Source organism: Corallococcus terminator, assembly GCF_049194865.1.
GTDB classification, from domain to species: domain Bacteria; phylum Myxococcota; class Myxococcia; order Myxococcales; family Myxococcaceae; genus Myxococcus; species Myxococcus terminator_A.
Genome location: NZ_JBLZWL010000123.1, coordinates 63,154 through 77,471, shown reverse-complemented (window position 1 = coordinate 77,471; position 14,318 = coordinate 63,154). Strand labels below are relative to the sequence as shown.

The 14,318-nt window shown below is 68.7% G+C and carries 12 protein-coding genes; 8 read left to right on the top strand and 4 right to left on the bottom strand.

The window, feature by feature from the left end:
• Nucleotides 1-32: 32 nt before the first annotated feature.
• The 3 genes from ACN469_RS36445 to ACN469_RS36435 all read left to right on the top strand — a co-directional run bounded on the left by ACN469_RS36445 (nt 33) and on the right by ACN469_RS36435 (nt 3,873).
• Nucleotides 33-1,430, top strand: a complete 1,398-nt coding sequence (locus ACN469_RS36445) for a hypothetical protein (protein WP_498775784.1) — start codon at nt 33-35, stop codon at nt 1,428-1,430.
• A gap of 47 nt (nt 1,431-1,477) precedes the next feature.
• Complete coding sequence (locus ACN469_RS36440) at nt 1,478-2,377, top strand: bestrophin family protein (RefSeq protein ID WP_498775782.1); 900 nt, start codon at nt 1,478-1,480, stop codon at nt 2,375-2,377.
• A gap of 77 nt (nt 2,378-2,454) precedes the next feature.
• On the top strand, nt 2,455-3,873 hold the full coding sequence (locus ACN469_RS36435; protein ID WP_498775780.1) for an MATE family efflux transporter: 1,419 nt from the start codon (nt 2,455-2,457) through the stop codon (nt 3,871-3,873).
• A gap of 29 nt (nt 3,874-3,902) precedes the next feature.
• Here the strand turns inward: ACN469_RS36435 and ACN469_RS36430 are convergent, their stop codons facing one another.
• Complete coding sequence (locus tag ACN469_RS36430; RefSeq protein ID WP_498775779.1) at nt 3,903-6,140, bottom strand: HEAT repeat domain-containing protein; 2,238 nt, start codon at nt 6,138-6,140, stop codon at nt 3,903-3,905.
• Nucleotides 6,141-6,223: 83 nt separating this feature from the next.
• Between ACN469_RS36430 and ACN469_RS36425 the strand changes: the two genes are divergently transcribed.
• Nucleotides 6,224-8,035, top strand: coding sequence for a serine hydrolase domain-containing protein (locus tag ACN469_RS36425; protein WP_498775777.1), 1,812 nt, complete (start codon nt 6,224-6,226; stop codon nt 8,033-8,035).
• Here the strand turns inward: ACN469_RS36425 and ACN469_RS36420 are convergent.
• Nucleotides 7,974-8,588 (bottom strand): hypothetical protein, encoded by a 615-nt coding sequence (locus tag ACN469_RS36420; protein WP_498775775.1) that lies wholly within the window; start codon nt 8,586-8,588, stop codon nt 7,974-7,976. The genes ACN469_RS36425 and ACN469_RS36420 overlap by 62 nt on opposite strands.
• Before the next feature lie 390 nt (nt 8,589-8,978).
• Here ACN469_RS36420 and ACN469_RS36415 point away from each other — a divergent pair, with 390 nt between their 5' ends.
• The 4 genes from ACN469_RS36415 to ACN469_RS36400 all read left to right on the top strand — a co-directional run bounded on the left by ACN469_RS36415 (nt 8,979) and on the right by ACN469_RS36400 (nt 12,885).
• Nucleotides 8,979-9,596 (top strand): CAP domain-containing protein, encoded by a 618-nt coding sequence (locus ACN469_RS36415; RefSeq protein ID WP_498775773.1) that lies wholly within the window; start codon nt 8,979-8,981, stop codon nt 9,594-9,596.
• A 426-nt stretch (nt 9,597-10,022) separates the two neighbouring features.
• Complete coding sequence (locus ACN469_RS36410) at nt 10,023-10,571, top strand: hypothetical protein (RefSeq protein ID WP_498775771.1); 549 nt, start codon at nt 10,023-10,025, stop codon at nt 10,569-10,571.
• A gap of 3 nt (nt 10,572-10,574) precedes the next feature.
• Nucleotides 10,575-11,036 (top strand): SMI1/KNR4 family protein, encoded by a 462-nt coding sequence (locus tag ACN469_RS36405; RefSeq protein ID WP_498775769.1) that lies wholly within the window; start codon nt 10,575-10,577, stop codon nt 11,034-11,036.
• Between the two features lie 424 nt (nt 11,037-11,460).
• Nucleotides 11,461-12,885, top strand: a complete 1,425-nt coding sequence (locus tag ACN469_RS36400) for a hypothetical protein (RefSeq protein ID WP_498775767.1) — start codon at nt 11,461-11,463, stop codon at nt 12,883-12,885.
• An 89-nt stretch (nt 12,886-12,974) separates the two neighbouring features.
• On the opposite strand, the gene ACN469_RS36395 is transcribed toward ACN469_RS36400, so the two are convergent.
• Nucleotides 12,975-13,853, bottom strand: a complete 879-nt coding sequence (locus tag ACN469_RS36395) for an aldo/keto reductase (RefSeq protein WP_498775765.1) — start codon at nt 13,851-13,853, stop codon at nt 12,975-12,977.
• 109 nt (nt 13,854-13,962) lie between these two features.
• The gene (locus tag ACN469_RS36390) at nt 13,963-14,292 is read right to left on the bottom strand and encodes a hypothetical protein (RefSeq protein WP_498775763.1); all 330 of its coding nucleotides are present in this window, start codon (nt 14,290-14,292) and stop codon (nt 13,963-13,965) included.
• Nucleotides 14,293-14,318: the final 26 nt, after the last annotated feature.

The following is a 14,318-nucleotide window of genomic DNA, read 5'->3' as shown; positions in this document are numbered from 1 at the left end:
TACCTGGCGGTCCCCCGGTCTACCCTGTCGGAATGACCCTGAAGAATCCCCGGTCGCGGCGGCTTGAGTTCTCGAAGGCCACGGTGAAGTCACCGCCGGACATCGACGGCGCCCAGCTCCAGTCGCTCACCGTGGTGCTGGCCGAGCCCGCGCACTGGGAGCACTTCTGGCCGTGGCTGCAAGGCACCTCGCTGCCGAAGCTCCAGTCCTTGTCGATTCTCCAGACCCGGTTCTCCCCCGTCGTCCCCGAGCAGGAGCCACGCACCGTGACGAAGGCCCAGCTCAAGGCCTTCGCCTCGGCGACGCCCTCCCTGAGGTCCTTGACGGTGCGCGCCCACCTCGGCCTGTCTCGACTGGCGCATCCCCACGTGGAGGCGCTGGAGCTGGAAGGCGAAGCCTGCGTGGGCCTGTGGGAAGGCAAGGTCGACTTTCCCTCCGTCAAGACGCTGAAGGTCGCCGTCGGACCCAATGAAGCGGGCGTGGCACTCGACTGGGAAGTGGTCCATGCGTTCTTCAGCCCCACGTGCTTCCCATCGTTGGTGGAACTCGATGTGGAAGGCGCCGAACTGGACGCGGGCGTGATGTCGGCCGCGGAGGCGCTGTCGACCTCGAAGCTGCTGCGACAACTGGAGGTGCTCGCGCTGACGGTGCCCGCCGACACCACCGAGCAGCTCGAGGCCTTCCACCGGCACGAAAAGCGCTTCAAGCACCTGAAGACCCTGCGACTCGGCGGCGTCGAGGAGGTCCCCGCGCCCGCGAAGAAGCGCCCCGCCGCGAAGTCCTCCGCGAAGTCGAAGTCACCCGATGCCCTCCTGAAGGCCCTGGTCTCCTCGCAGCCCAAGAGCCGGGAGGGGTTGGAGACCCAGCTCGCGGAGCTGCGCCAGGGGCTCAAGGCCAGGAAGTCCGAGCCCTCCCGTCAGCACGTCGAAGAACTCCTCTTCCGCCTGCTGGGCAAGCCGGACGGTGGCACTCACTTCTCACCTGTCGTGGTGCCCCTGTCGCCCAAGGCCCGCGTGGACGACGCCATGGTGGTGTGGAGACAACTGCGGCCCCACCTGAAGGCGGAGGAGAGGTCGCTCCTCGATGAGTTCCTCGCGATTTGGCTGGCGGGCTACGGCCTGGCCCGGGAGGCCTTTGAAATCGTCATCACGAACAAGGGACGCGCCCGGCGACTCGCCAAGGACTGCCTGAGGAAGCTCGTGTTTCGAGGGTTCCACGCTGAAGCAGCCGAGAGCTTCGAGCGCTGTCTGCACGAGCTGAGAGGCGCCCACGCGGTGGAGAGTGACTTCGCCTCGGCGCTCCTGGTGACGATTGGAGACCTCGAGAAGGCGCGGCCCGACCTCGCGACCCGTCTCTCGGAGAAGCTCCTCGCGGCGCTTCCCCACTACGCGCCGCTCCTGGCGGACCCTCGTTGGAAGGCAGGTCCCTGACCCGCGCCCTCCTCGACGCGCGCCACCAGCCGTGATTAGTGGGCCGCATGATTGTCCGTCCGCGAATGCACTGGCTTCGCATGCTGTTCGTCTGGCGCGGCTCGGTGGCCCCGCGCATCCTTCCCCGACTGGGCTTCTTCCTGCTGCTCGCCTGCCTGGCGGTGGCCACGGGCCCCCACGCCTTCAACCTGAAGGAAGGCCCGCTGGGCCTGCTGGGCGTGGCGCTGGCCATCTTCTTGGGCTTCCGCAACAGCACCGCGTATGACCGCTTCTGGGAGGCCCGCAAGCTATGGGGCTCGCTGCTGATTGTCTCGCGCTCCTTCACGCGTCAGGCCCTCACCCTCCCCTCGCCCGCCCTGTCCTTGGAGGAGCGCCGCGAGGTGACGGACCTGCTCCGCGCCCTGGCCGTGTCGCTGAACCACCAGCTCCGCGGCACCTCGGTGCCACTGGAGACGCTGGACTCCGGCGTGCGCGAGCGCGTGGTGGCCGCGGAGCACCGCCCCGCGCGAGTCGTCCTGGGCCTGGCCGAGTGGGTCGCCCGCCTGCGACACCAGGGCCGCCTGGGCGAGCTGCTCGTGGCCTCGTTCGACGACAACCTGGACCGGCTCTCGGAGGTGCTCGGCGGCTGTGAGCGCATCGCCGGCACGCCCATTCCCTACGTCTACAGTGTGATGCTTCACCGCACGGTGTACATCTACATCCTGCTGCTGCCCTTCGCCCTGGCCGGCAGCCTGGGCTGGTCCGCGCCGCTGGTGTCGGTCTTTGTCTCCTACACCTTCATCGCGCTCGACACGGTGACGGCGGAGCTGGAGGACCCCTTCGGCACCGAGCCCAACGACTTGCCCCTGGATGCGATGACGCGCGCCATCGAGCGCTCAGTCATGGACCTGGCCGGAGAGCCGCTCCCCCCTCCCCTTCTCCCGGACAAGGATTTCGTGCTGACTTGAGCCCCCTCGCGTTTTTCACCGCGCGTCCCCGCCTCACCATATTACACTCATCATAAGTCACGCGGGAGCTGAGAACCATGCAGGTGAAGAGCGCGGTCCCCTCGAGCACCGAGGCCAGCAGCGAGCGCGGGACGAGCCCTCAGGGAGCGAGCGGCATCCGGGAGGCGCTGTTGCACGGCCCCATCCCCTCGACGCTGCTGAAGCTGGCGGTGCCCACCACGGTGGTGCTGGTGGCGCAGGCGTTCGTCGGGGTGGTGGAGACCTGGTACGTGAGCTTCCTCGGCACGGACGCGCTGGCCGGGGTGTCGCTGGTGTTCCCCATCTTCATGCTGATGACGATGATGTCCAACGGCGGCATCGGCAGCGGGGTGGCCTCCGCGGTCGCCCGGGCGGTGGGCGCGAATCGGCGGGAGGACGCCGACGCGCTGGTTTGGCACGCGGTGGTGATGGGGCTCGGGCTGGGGCTGGCCTCCACCCTGCTCGCGTGGCTGCTCGGCCCCGCGCTCTACCGGACGCTGGGAGGCGCGGGGGGCGCGCTGGACGCGGCGGTCCAGTACTCGAACTATCTCTTCGCGGGCGCCATCCCCTTCTGGATTGTCAACCTGCTGGCGGCCGGGCTGCGCGGCGCGGGCAACGTGAAGCTGCCCGCGACGGTGACGCTGGCGGGCGCGGGCATCCTGGTGGTCATCTCCCCCGTGCTCATCTTCGGCGCCGGGCCGCTGCCCCCGCTGGGCATCGCGGGCGCGGGGCTCGCCATGGTGCTGTTCTACGTGGGCGCCGCGCTCTGGCTGCTGCGACACCTGGCGTCGGGCCGCTCCTCGCTGCGCCTGGCGCCGGTGCGCCTGGAGGCGCGCCTGATTCGCGACATCCTGCGCGTGGGGCTGCCGACGGCGCTGAGCGCGGTGCAGCCCAACCTGACGGTCATCATCGTCACGGGCGCGGTGGGCCTGTTCGGGGTGGAGGCGCTGGCGGGCTATGGAATCGCCGCCCGACTCGACTACCTGCTCGTGCCGCTGCTCTTCGGCCTGGGCACGGCGGTGCTGACCATGGTGGGCACCAACGCGGGCGCGGGCAACCTGGAGCGCGTCCGGCGCACGGCGTGGGTGGGCGCCTGGATGGGCTTCGCGGTGGCGGGCTCCATCGGCCTGCTCGCCGCCGTGGCGCCCAATGCCTGGCTGCACTTCTTCACCAAGGACGAGGCGGTGCTGGCGCCGGGCGTGACGTACCTGCGCATCGTCGCGCCGTTCTACGGCCTGCTGGGGCTGGGCTTCGTGCTGGGCTTCGCCGCCCAGGGCGTGGCGCGCGTCTTCTGGCCGGTGCTCGCCGGCACCGCGCGCATGGTCGTCGCGGCGGGGGTGGGCTGGGTCGCCGTCGTGCACTTCGGCGCGGGGCTGCCCATGCTGTTCGCGCTCGTCTCCGCGGCGCTCGTGGCGTTCGCCGGTGTGACGGTGGCGGCCACCCTCGCGGGCGCCATCTTCCGCGAGGGGCCGAAGTAGGCCCCTCCGTAGAGGGGCCCGGCTCCGGGCTATGCGCCGACGACTTGCTTCGCCAGCAGGCGCACCAGCGGCACGTCGGAGGTGACGAACGGGCGCGCCAGCTCGCGGCCCAGCTCCGGGTGTGCCCGCAGCGCCAGCAGCGTCCAGGCCAGGAGCGCGTACCCCTCGTAGCCCGTCCAATAATTGGAGGAGCGCTCCTCCCACCTCGTCAGCACGCCCGTCACCAGCTCGCGCAGGTTCGCCAGCGCCTCCTCGCGCCGAGCGCCCTCGGTGAGCTGGGCCAGGGAGACCTCCAGCATCACCTGGCCCGACGCCGCCACCGTCAGTCCTCCCACATCGCGGAAGAGCCTGGCGAGGGTGTTCGGGACCTTCTTCTTGTCGAGGTCGATGGAGAAGCCCTTCGAGAAGCGATTGCTCTCGAGCAACCCGAGCGCCTTCTCGCGCGACGCGGGGTCCGCGCCCCCGGCGAGCCGACCGAGCGCGAAGCACGTCGCGGGTGAGTCGGAGAGCTTCCACGGCGTCTCCTCGTAGGAGGCCAGCAGGGGCGCCAGCGCGCGGGTCTCTCCCACGGCCCCCAGCGCGTAGCGAACGGCCTCCGAGAAGGAGATGGGTGCCTCCTTGCCCTTGTCGTCCCCCTTCCGCTCCAGATACCGCAAGAGCGTGTCACCCACCGCCGGGTCCCCCAGCTCGCCCAGCGCGAAGACGAGCGCGCCGAGCATCCGGTTGCGCTCCGAGTCGCCATCCTTCGGCGGCAGCATGCGCAGGAGCGCCAGCAGGTGCTTCGTGTTCGCCCTGTCTCCCAGGGACTGGATGAGGCGGATGTACGGGTGGCGCTTGAGGTGGAAGCGGTCCTCGGCGAACGCCTCGTCACGGACGAGCTCCACGGCGCGAGGCTCGGCCCACTCCGCGAGCACCTCCAGCGCGATGATGCCCTCGGCACCTTCCGCGAACCGGACCCGTCCGATGAGCAGCGGCGTGGCGCGGCGGTCCCCTCGAGCGATGAGCTCCTGGATGACCCCTTCGTCGCGATAACCCTCCTCGTCCTTCCACGTCGACAAGAGGGTGACGGTGGGCGCCATGGACGGGTCCTCCGCATAGGCCTTCTGGACGGCGGCGCCGAGCGCGGGGTCCTTCACCGCCTCCCAGGCGAGCGCGTCGAGCGTTCCCTCTCGCGCGGCGCTCGCGGCCTTCACCTCCGCCTCCTCGGCCGCCTTCTGCCTTGCCCGCTCACGCGCCTCCGCGTCCCACAACGCCAGTCCCATCACCCGCTGCCGCAGGGCCTGGACGTCTGAGATGACGCCCAGCTGCTTGCGGCCCGCGCGAAGCTCCTCCATCAACGCGACCAGGTCCTTCACCAGGGGGGCATCACTCAGCCGACACAGCTCCAGGGCCTGCGTGAGCCGCGCCTCGTCACCGGCGAAGAAGCTCGCCATGCAGAAGTAGAAGGCCGCGGGCGGATACGTCTTGAAGCGCTCCGCGCTCGTGGCCAGCCGCTCCTCAGTGAGCGGCGGGTTCATCTCGACGTCGAAGGCCCCGCGCAGCTCCGCGTCGGAGGCCCCCTCTTCGGTGAGCAACGTCACCAACCAGCCAGCCCGGAGGTCGTTCTTGTAGGCCGGCTCCTCCTTGGCCACGTAGGGATTCACCTCCGCCAGGGTCTCCTCGAAGCCCAGGAGTCCGACGCACTTGTCCAGCTTCCGCCGGGCCGCCTGGAACGTCTCCGCGTCGACCTCACCCAGCGCTTGAGCGCGCACGAGCGCGGCGCGGAAGACGAGGGCGTCGAGGTCCTCGGCCTGCGGCGTCTCGATTCCATCCGTCTCATGATTGAAGAGATAGATTTGGGCGCGAGCCTTTCCACGCTGGGGCTCGCGGGCATACAGCCAGAGGTCACCCGAGGACGTGGCGCCAATCTCCACGAAGCCGCCCGTGAGCTCCTTCCAGAGCGGCCGGTAGCCCTGGGCCGCGACGATGCGCTGCTCCATGAGGTTGCCGGGCGTCGTCCGTGGAGCATCCGAGCCGAGCGTGAGCTCCGCGAGCCGCGGGGGCTCCCGCTCCTCGAGCGGCTTCAACAGCTGGGTCAAGTCCTTGGGCAGGGGCTGTCCCCAGGACGCGAACGCATCGCCGATGGACGCACCGCGCGACCACGGCTTCTTTCCAGCCGAGTGCTTTTCAACGAACGACGGCCACTCCGTTCCCAGGAACTTGCCGACCTGGCTCCACGGGGCCGCCACGGGGGATTCACTCGACGTGGACTTCTTCTTGCTCGCCATGCGCGGCACGCTACCAGCGCCCCAGAGCCCCCAGGCAACCAATATCAAGCCCCTTCCCACGCCATGTTAGGTTGCCTCGCGGCATGGCCTCCATCCGTAACTTGATTACCAGGACTCCCGCGACACTCTGGCTCCTCCTCGCATCGCTCCCGTGGCTCACGGGTGCGGCGCCCGCGCCAGCCGACCCGGCTGAGTCCCTGGTGGGCACGTGGGGAAGTGAGCGGGTCCTGGGGCCGCAGGTCCGAGGCGAGCTCACGCTGACGCGCGGGGAGCAGTCCTGGCGCGCGCGCATCGCGGGCTTCGACGTGCCGGTGCGCCATGAGGGAAGGACCGTCTCCTTCGTCCTTCCCGGCGGCCAGGGTGAGCTGCGCGGGACAGTCTCCGCCGACGGCGCGCGCATCGTGGGGCACTGGATTCAGCCGCGCGTGCTCACCAGCGGCATGAAGTTCGCCACCCCGGTGGAGCTGCGTGCCCTCCAGGCCCACGTCTGGCGCGGACAGGTGGCGCCGCTGGAGGACCGCTTCTCGCTGTACCTGGTCGTCCAGAAGCAGGCCGACGGCACGCTGAGCGCATTCATCCGCAATCCGGAGCGCAACTTCGGCAACGGGCTGCTGTTTCGCGTCAGCGTCCAGGACGGCCGCGTCCAGCTCGTCGCCACGAAGGGGACGACTCGCCTGGAGGGGCGCTTCGATGCCGAGACCCGGCGGCTGTCCCTGTTCTACCCGCCGCTGGACGCCACCTTCGACTTCACGCCGCGCGAGCGCGACCAGGCCGTGGGCCTGTATCCGCGCATCCCCGCGACGGGCGCGTATGTGTATGAAAAGCCCATCGCGGAGCGGGACGGCTGGACGACGGCCTCGCCCGGCGACGTCGGCATGGACGTCGAGCCCCTGCGCGAGCTCGTACAGCGCATCCTGGACCAGCAGCCCGGGCCTGATTCGGCGCCCGCCATCCAGGGACTGCTCATCGCGCGCCGTGGGAAGCTGGTGCTCGAGGAGTATTTCCAGGGCTTCGACAAGGAGCGGCCCCATGACCTGCGCTCCGCGTCCAAGACACATGCACCCCTCTTGATTGGCATTGCCCTGGACCAGGGCGCGCCCTTCACCGTCGACACGCCCGTGGTCTCCCTGTTTCCCGAGTACAAGGGGAAGCTCGCCCACCTGGACGCGCGCAAGCGCAAGCTCACCGTCGAACATCTGATGACCATGTCGACGGGCCTCGCGTGTGACGATGACGACGAGGCTTCGCCAGGGAACGAGGAGCGCCTCGATGACACGGTGCCCGATTGGTACAAGTACACCTTGGATTTGCCGATGGTGCGCGCGCCGGGCGAGAAGGGCGTGTACTGCTCGGCCAACATCAACCTGCTGGGCGGGGTGCTGAGCAAGGCCACGCGCACCTGGATACCGGACTTCTTCGCCAAGAACGTCGCCGAGCCGCTCCAACTGCGCGGCTACCACCTGGACCTGATGCCGTCAGGTGAGCAGTACCTGGGAGGCGGCATCTTCATGCGGCCCCGCGACGCGCTGAAGCTGGGGCAGCTCTACTTGTCCGGAGGCGTGTGGAACGAGCGGCGCGTCGTCAGCCAGCGCTGGGTGGACCGCTCCACGGCGCTCCACGCGAAGATGGAGCCCGGCAGGACCTATGGCTATGCGTGGTGGCGTCACGAGGTGCGAGTGGGCGACCGCGTGTATTCGGAGTACGAGGCCAGCGGCAACGGCGGACAGCTGGTGATGGTGGTCCCCGAGCTGGACCTCGTGGTGATGTTCACCGCGGGCAACTACAACCACGTGGCCCTGTGGAGGAAGTTCCGCGAGGAGCTGCTCCCCCAGTTCATCCTCCGCGCGGTGCCCCCGCCGCCGCCAGGCCGTAGTCCAGGCGGAACGCGTCCGTGAGCCACTCCGCCAGCTGCGCCCGGTGGGTCGCGAGCTCCAGCTGAAGGGACTTCTCGCGCACCCGCTCGCGCACCCGCGTCATCACCTCGCCGCAGTCCCGCTCCTCCACCAGCTTCCCGCCTTCGAAGAGGAGCTCCTGGATGCGCTTGCGGCTCCAGGCGGGGTGGAGCCCGTCGTGGATGGGCACCCCTCGGGTGAAGCCGTCCACCACCAGCAGCCCCCCGGTGAAGGCCACGGGCGCGCGCAGGCGGGTGTAGACGACCCGCTCGTGCGTCTCGCTGATGTAGGCGGGGAGCTGGCCGAACAGCGGCGTGCCCCGGCCCTCCTGGACGGCCTGCTCCTCCTGGGCCGACAGGCCGATGCGCAGCTCCTCCAACTGGAGCTTCTTGTCCGTGACGCGGTAGAGGCAGAGGAAGCCTCGCTGGCAGGCCGTCGACATGGCCCCGGGAGCCAGCGCGTGGGCGGATGGCTCGAACAAGCCCGAGCCACGGACCCCCGCGAGCTCGAAGGCGTGCTTGCGGTATTCGACGGTGTCGCGGAGCTGCGCGGTCATGGTGGCGTGCCTTCACTGAGAGAGACGCCTACAGCGTACCCCATACCACCCCCGCCGAGGGCCCGGGTCTCACCTGTCGGCGAAGTCGCCTGGAGGATTCGTCTTCCGGAGCCTCCGGAGCCATGGGCGGCAGGACGCTGTGCGAGCAGGCGAGTGCCGAGCCAGGAGCAGCGGAACATTGCGTTCGTCCCAGGCGCCGTGGGTGGCGTGTGAGGAATTGGGCCGGGAGCCCCACGGTGTCGCGGTAACATTTGCATCGGAGTGGGTGCACGGCCCCACGCGCGAGCAGGCGGGCGCAGGTTTCCCTCTCGACATCGCGGCGAGCCTCGCCAGGATGAGGGGACCGCCTTTCGCGAGGCGGCCACACATCTGGTTGAGAAAGGATTCAACATGGATTCCCGCTCCATTCCCGTGTTGCTGCTGGGTGCCGCGTTGCTCGGCGGCTGTGGTGGTCCCGAGACGCCCGTGTCCGCGTCGGAGGAAGAAGGCGCGCTGGTGCCCGCGGTCCGCACGGAGACAGGAGGCACTGCCTCCGGAAACGTCACGGCCAGCGCGGTGTGTGACGACGTAGCGACCTGGGACCCGGCGTGGGCGGCGTTCGAGGACCAGGTGCTGGTGCTCGTCAACCAGCGCCGGGCCGCGGGCGCGGTCTGTGGTGGGGTGACGCAGGCCCCCGCTCCCGCGCTCACGCACCACGCCAGTCTGCGGTGTGCGGCGCGCAGACACTCGAAGGACATGGGCACCAACAACTTCATGAGCCACACCGGCTCGAATGGCTCCACGCCGTGGCAGCGCATCACGGCCACGGGCTACACCTACCGCCGCGCCGCGGAGAACGTCGCGGCCGGGTATGCGACGCCGGCCGCGGTCGTCAACGGCTGGATGACCAGCAGCGGGCACTGCACCAACATCATGAACCCGCTGCTCGTGCACATCGGCATCGGCTACTTCAATGCCCCCGGCAGCACCTACCGGCACTACTGGACCCAGGACTTCGGCACGCCGTGAGGTGAGGCGGCGGCGTCTCCACGAGCCGCCGCTGCCCCCCGAGGCATGCGGGCGCGAGACTCGCGCCCCATGACCTCGCACTTACGTACCGGGGGCGAACTCGAACCCATGGGGACGCGGAGGCGTCACCCGTCCGTCTGTCTTCAGAGGCATGGAGCTGAGCAAGTCCTTTCCCAGCCTCCTGACACTACTGCCCTTCCAGGGTTCGGGTATGCGCGGGCAGCGACGGGCTCGACGCTCTTGCGCTCCCCTCATACGCCTAACGCAGCAGTGCCAAGAGAGCCCCACCGCGTGCCTTGCGTGTGGCGCGGTGGCGGTGCTATCCGCTTTTGCGTGTTTGCCCTCTCCGAGTATCGTTTGCTCGTCGTCGCGTTGACCGTGTCGGTCCTCGCCGCGTGCGGCTCGGCCACGGTAGGCGCAGTCGGCATGCCCCCCGCCACTACGAAATGGGTCGGGCCGGCGGTGCCGAGCCCCGACGGCGGCCGGGTAACCACGACCATCTACTACGGCCCGTGGCAGTGCAACGCCAGGCAACTGGGGCGCTGCCAGCACCAGTGCGCATCCGAGGGCCGCGTGCCGATGGGCTGCATCTGGCTCGCTGACCTCAAGGGCGACTGGGTCGGGCGATTCATGTTCCTCCCGGCGGAGGGTGGCACCCGCTACCCGCTCACTCACTGCTGCTGCGACTACGCGACCGTCGACCCCCGGCGCGGTAGAGGCATCTGGGACAACGCGCGGGACGCGTTCCGGGCCCACTGGATTGAGGAGTTCGGCGCATGGCCCAGCACAGCCGGCCGCAACTGGCCGGGCCACCACATTCGCGACCTCGGCCACGGAGGGCACCCCACCGACCCAAACAACATCCTGCCCGTGCCGGACCCTGTCCACACGCTCTTCAACAGCGCCTATCCGCAGTGCTACACGCGAGGGAGTCGGTGGTCCACCCCAGGGCCCAACCTCCCCTACAGCGACTAGCCCATGACGCCGACCCTGGAACAGCTTCTGGCCACCGTGGTGCGCGAGCACTACCCGCACCCTCCCGCGACCGAGGCGGAGATTGCCGCGTTCGAATCGCGCGCGGGCTGGCAACTCGGGGCCGAGCTGCGCGCCTTCTACTCGCGGTGCAATGGCGCGGAGCTGTTCGAGCCGCTGCCCAACGCGCGCTACAGCCTCCTCTCCCTCGGAGAGCTACAGCGCGCTCGCGTTCGGATGCGCGGCCTCGACGATGACTCCATGGGCCCCGCGTCCTGGTGGACGCTGGTGGACTGTCAGGACTCGGATTTCATCTTGGTGGACGTGGCCCTGCCGCCCCCCTATCCCCTGTTGGATGCGTACCACGGCACATACCCGGCCGTGACGCCCGTGGCCGCGTCGCTCCGTGAGTTTCTGGCGCGCGCGCTCACGAGCAACAACCGCCTCTACTGGCTCCACGACGACTAGTCTTGATGTGTCATGGAGTTAAGGGATTGGCCGGCTCTAGAGGAGCCTCCGGCCACGTTGGTACGAGCAACCACATCGGCTACTTCAATGCCCCTGGCAGCACCTACCGGCACTACTGGACGCAGGACTTCGGCACGCCGTGAGATTGACGTAAGGGTTTGCCGTGGGTGAGACCTCGCCCACGGCGTCTCTCTTCAGACTCCGGTGCGGGCCAGCCCAAGTAGCGTCGCGCGCCACAACCCGGGCGGTTTCGTGACAGGACAGGCCACAAGAACCCGTCCAAAGCCAGACACAGCACGGCAGCCCTCCTGTCAGCCCCGACAAAACAGACACTCCACACCAACCGGCATGGGATCTGCTTAAACAGACATTCGCGGGCGCCAACCCTGTCGACCGCGTCTCCTGTCTCGTAAGGAGTTTCCCCATGTCATATCGTTCCGTACGAGGCCTCCTCGGCCTCGTCTCGCTCCCCTTGCGTTCGCTGTCCCTGTCCCTGGTCGCACTCGGAGGGCTGCTGCTGGTTCCGTCAGCGCGGGCCGCCGAGCCCGATGCGGGAACAGCGGAGGAGCCGGTCGCGACCATCACCAGCCTGACGCTGGATGAAGGGGGCCTGCGGGTGGGCATCCTGTGGTCCAAGACGCAGCCGCTCCCCAACTCCGCGAAGCTCGTCTCCTATGACGGCAAGGACAGCGCGAATGACAGCGCGGAGGTGACGCCCAAGCCCGGAGAGGAATCGGAGGTAAAGCTGAGCAAGGCCCTGATGACTCCCTGGGAGACGGGCTGGACGCAGCGGCTCGTCCTGGAGGACCCCAACGACCCGAAGGGCGAGCCCATCGCCACCCAGCCCATCAACGTCAACCTCGACTGTGGAGAGAATGGTGACAAGGAGTGCACGCTGGCGGTGTCCGCCGGCGCGGGGGCCAACTCGGACGTGGTCCACGTGAGCGAAGAGCTGGACGCGCTCATCACTGAAATCGAGGCGTCCCATCCCGACAAGGAGTTCGACCTCGTCGAGCAGGTGAAGGAGAAGAACCCCCGACTGCTCGGCCAGGCGCTCGTCTACGCCCACACCATGTCCAAGTTCATGCTCAGCGGCCCCTGCACCTGTGTGTGGCAGGCCGTCTACTCCCAGAACCCGAGCAACCTGGGGTATGGCATCAACAGCTGGAATGGCTCGGGCCTCCTGAATGGCTGGAACGGGCCGGGCGCCAAGCACGCCCTGACGGCCGTGGGCCTCAATGGGACGGGCATCGCTGGCAACGTGTCGGGCATCAGCCAGGTCACGCTCAAGCTCAACTGCACGAAGTGGGTCTACTACTACTACTGGGAGGTCATCATCACCTGGCCCTGGGGCCACGTCGTCTATGTCCCCTTCCCCATCGCCCGAATCGTCCCCTGCGTCTCCACCTGCGCGGCCCGGTTCGACCACCAGGGGCGAGTCAGTGGCTCCACGTTCGTCGCCTACACGAGCGGCGGCAGCACCGCCACCGCGCAGGAGCAGGGCATCTACCGCGTTGACGGCAATGTCTTGTTGAGCCCCTTCGCCAGCCAGGGAGGCTCCTTCAATCAAATCAGTGGCATGTCGGTGATGTCCAACATCGGCAGCACAGGCCGTGTCGACGCGTATGGCTACACGCGGGCGACGTCACCCTACCCGTACTTCGGGTCCGCATCGGTGGCCAATGGTCACTCCATCGCCATCCATGGGCAGGCCCGGTGCCCGTATGGCCCCAATGGACATGCCGCCGTCTGGACCTACGGAACGACCCAAGGGACGCCGCAGACCAACAGCTTGCGCTCGTCCATCCGGAGCTTCTTCTTGAACTGGGGCATCTGGACCCTGCCTTGAGCCAGGGCAGGAGCTGATGGCGCCCCGGAGGCCGGCCCCTGTCGTGGGTGCCCGGCGTCCGGGGTTCGCCGTCTCAGGCTTTCGCCGCGTCAGCGTCCGGACGCCTGCGCATCCACGGCGGCCAGCTCCTCCTTGCCGAGCTTCACCTCCGCGCCCGCGAGGTTCTCCTCCAGGTGCTTCACGGACGAGGTGCCCGGAATCGGCAGCATCACCGGCGAGCGGGCCAGCAGCCACGCGAGGGCAATCTGCGCGGGCGTGGACTGGTGCTTGCGCGCCACCGCGTCGAGCGCGCCACCAGGCTTCGCCAGCCCGCCCGTGGCCAACGGGAACCAGGGGATGAAGCCCAGCTTCTCCCGCTCGCAGTAGTCGAGCACCTTCTCGTGCACGCGGTCCGTGAGGTTGTAGCGGTTCTGCACCGACACCACGTCCACGACTTTGCGGGCCCGCTCGATGTCCTCGACGGAGACCTCCGACAGGCCGATGTGGTGAATCTTCCCTTCCTTCTGGAGCGCCTTCAGCTCACCCAGCGACTCCTCCACGGGGACCTTCGGGTCGATGCGGTGGAGCTGGTACAGGTCGATGCGCTCCAGCTTCAGGCGGCGCAAGGACAGCTCCAGCTCCTGGCGCAGGTACTTCGGCGCGCCCACCGGGTGCCACTCATTGGGGCCGGTGCGCACAAGCCCCGCCTTGGTCGCCACGACGACGCCCTTGGCGTAGGGGTGCAGCGCCTCGGCGATGATCTCCTCGCTGACATAGGGGCCGTAGGAGTCGGCGGTGTCGATGAAGTCCACCCCCAGCTCGACGGCGCGGCGCAGGACGCGCACGGCCTCCGCCCTGTCTTTCGGAGGGCCCCAGATACCGGGGCCGGTGAGCTGCATGGCGCCGTAGCCCAGGCGGTGGATGGGCAGGTCGCCGCCCAGCTTGAAGGTTCCGCTTTTCTCGACGGGTCGTGACGAGGTGCCGCTCATGGACGCTTCCTCCTGCCCTGAAAGTAGGGCGTCTGGATAACGACCCGCCGGCTCGGCCGCACGACCCGTCACCGGCCATGGGAGCGACAGCGGCGAGTCGCCCGGCACCTCAGTCCGGAGCAATGACGTCCAGGTGCTCGAGCGCGAGGCCCTGGCTGGGATGAATCCAGAACGTGCCACGGCCTTCCGGAGACCATCCAAGGCCCACGGCGAGCAGGATGGCGGCGCGGGCGTCCTTGGGCGTGGCGGCCGAGCAATCGACCATGCCTCCGCCCCGGCCCACGAGCTTCACCGACAGCACCGGGCCCACCGGCCGCTCATCCCCGGTCTGGAACCAGGCGCGCAACGCCACGACGCGCACTCCCTTCACGTAGGACCAGTCGCTCATCCAGGCGAAGACGCGGTCGTCGACCACGATGCGACGGTGCTTCTTCTTCATGACGAATGACTCTCGGATTCAGCCTT

What these genes read in the sequence shown, in the direction of transcription:
- ACN469_RS36435 (WP_498775780.1), top strand. Translation starts at nt 2,455, where the DNA reads ATGCAGGTGAAGAGCGCGGTCCCCTCGAGCACCGAGGCCAGCAGCGAG.
- ACN469_RS36430 (WP_498775779.1), bottom strand. Translation starts at nt 6,140, where the DNA reads ATGGCGAGCAAGAAGAAGTCCACGTCGAGTGAATCCCCCGTGGCGGCC.
- ACN469_RS36440 (WP_498775782.1), top strand. Translation starts at nt 1,478, where the DNA reads ATGATTGTCCGTCCGCGAATGCACTGGCTTCGCATGCTGTTCGTCTGG.
- ACN469_RS36405 (WP_498775769.1), top strand. Translation starts at nt 10,575, where the DNA reads ATGACGCCGACCCTGGAACAGCTTCTGGCCACCGTGGTGCGCGAGCAC.
- ACN469_RS36390 (WP_498775763.1), bottom strand. Translation starts at nt 14,292, where the DNA reads ATGAAGAAGAAGCACCGTCGCATCGTGGTCGACGACCGCGTCTTCGCC.
- ACN469_RS36400 (WP_498775767.1), top strand. Translation starts at nt 11,461, where the DNA reads ATGTCATATCGTTCCGTACGAGGCCTCCTCGGCCTCGTCTCGCTCCCC.
- ACN469_RS36415 (WP_498775773.1), top strand. Translation starts at nt 8,979, where the DNA reads ATGGATTCCCGCTCCATTCCCGTGTTGCTGCTGGGTGCCGCGTTGCTC.
- ACN469_RS36425 (WP_498775777.1), top strand. Translation starts at nt 6,224, where the DNA reads ATGGCCTCCATCCGTAACTTGATTACCAGGACTCCCGCGACACTCTGG.
- ACN469_RS36420 (WP_498775775.1), bottom strand. Translation starts at nt 8,588, where the DNA reads ATGACCGCGCAGCTCCGCGACACCGTCGAATACCGCAAGCACGCCTTC.
- ACN469_RS36395 (WP_498775765.1), bottom strand. Translation starts at nt 13,853, where the DNA reads ATGAGCGGCACCTCGTCACGACCCGTCGAGAAAAGCGGAACCTTCAAG.
- ACN469_RS36410 (WP_498775771.1), top strand. Translation starts at nt 10,023, where the DNA reads ATGCCCCCCGCCACTACGAAATGGGTCGGGCCGGCGGTGCCGAGCCCC.
- ACN469_RS36445 (WP_498775784.1), top strand. Translation starts at nt 33, where the DNA reads ATGACCCTGAAGAATCCCCGGTCGCGGCGGCTTGAGTTCTCGAAGGCC.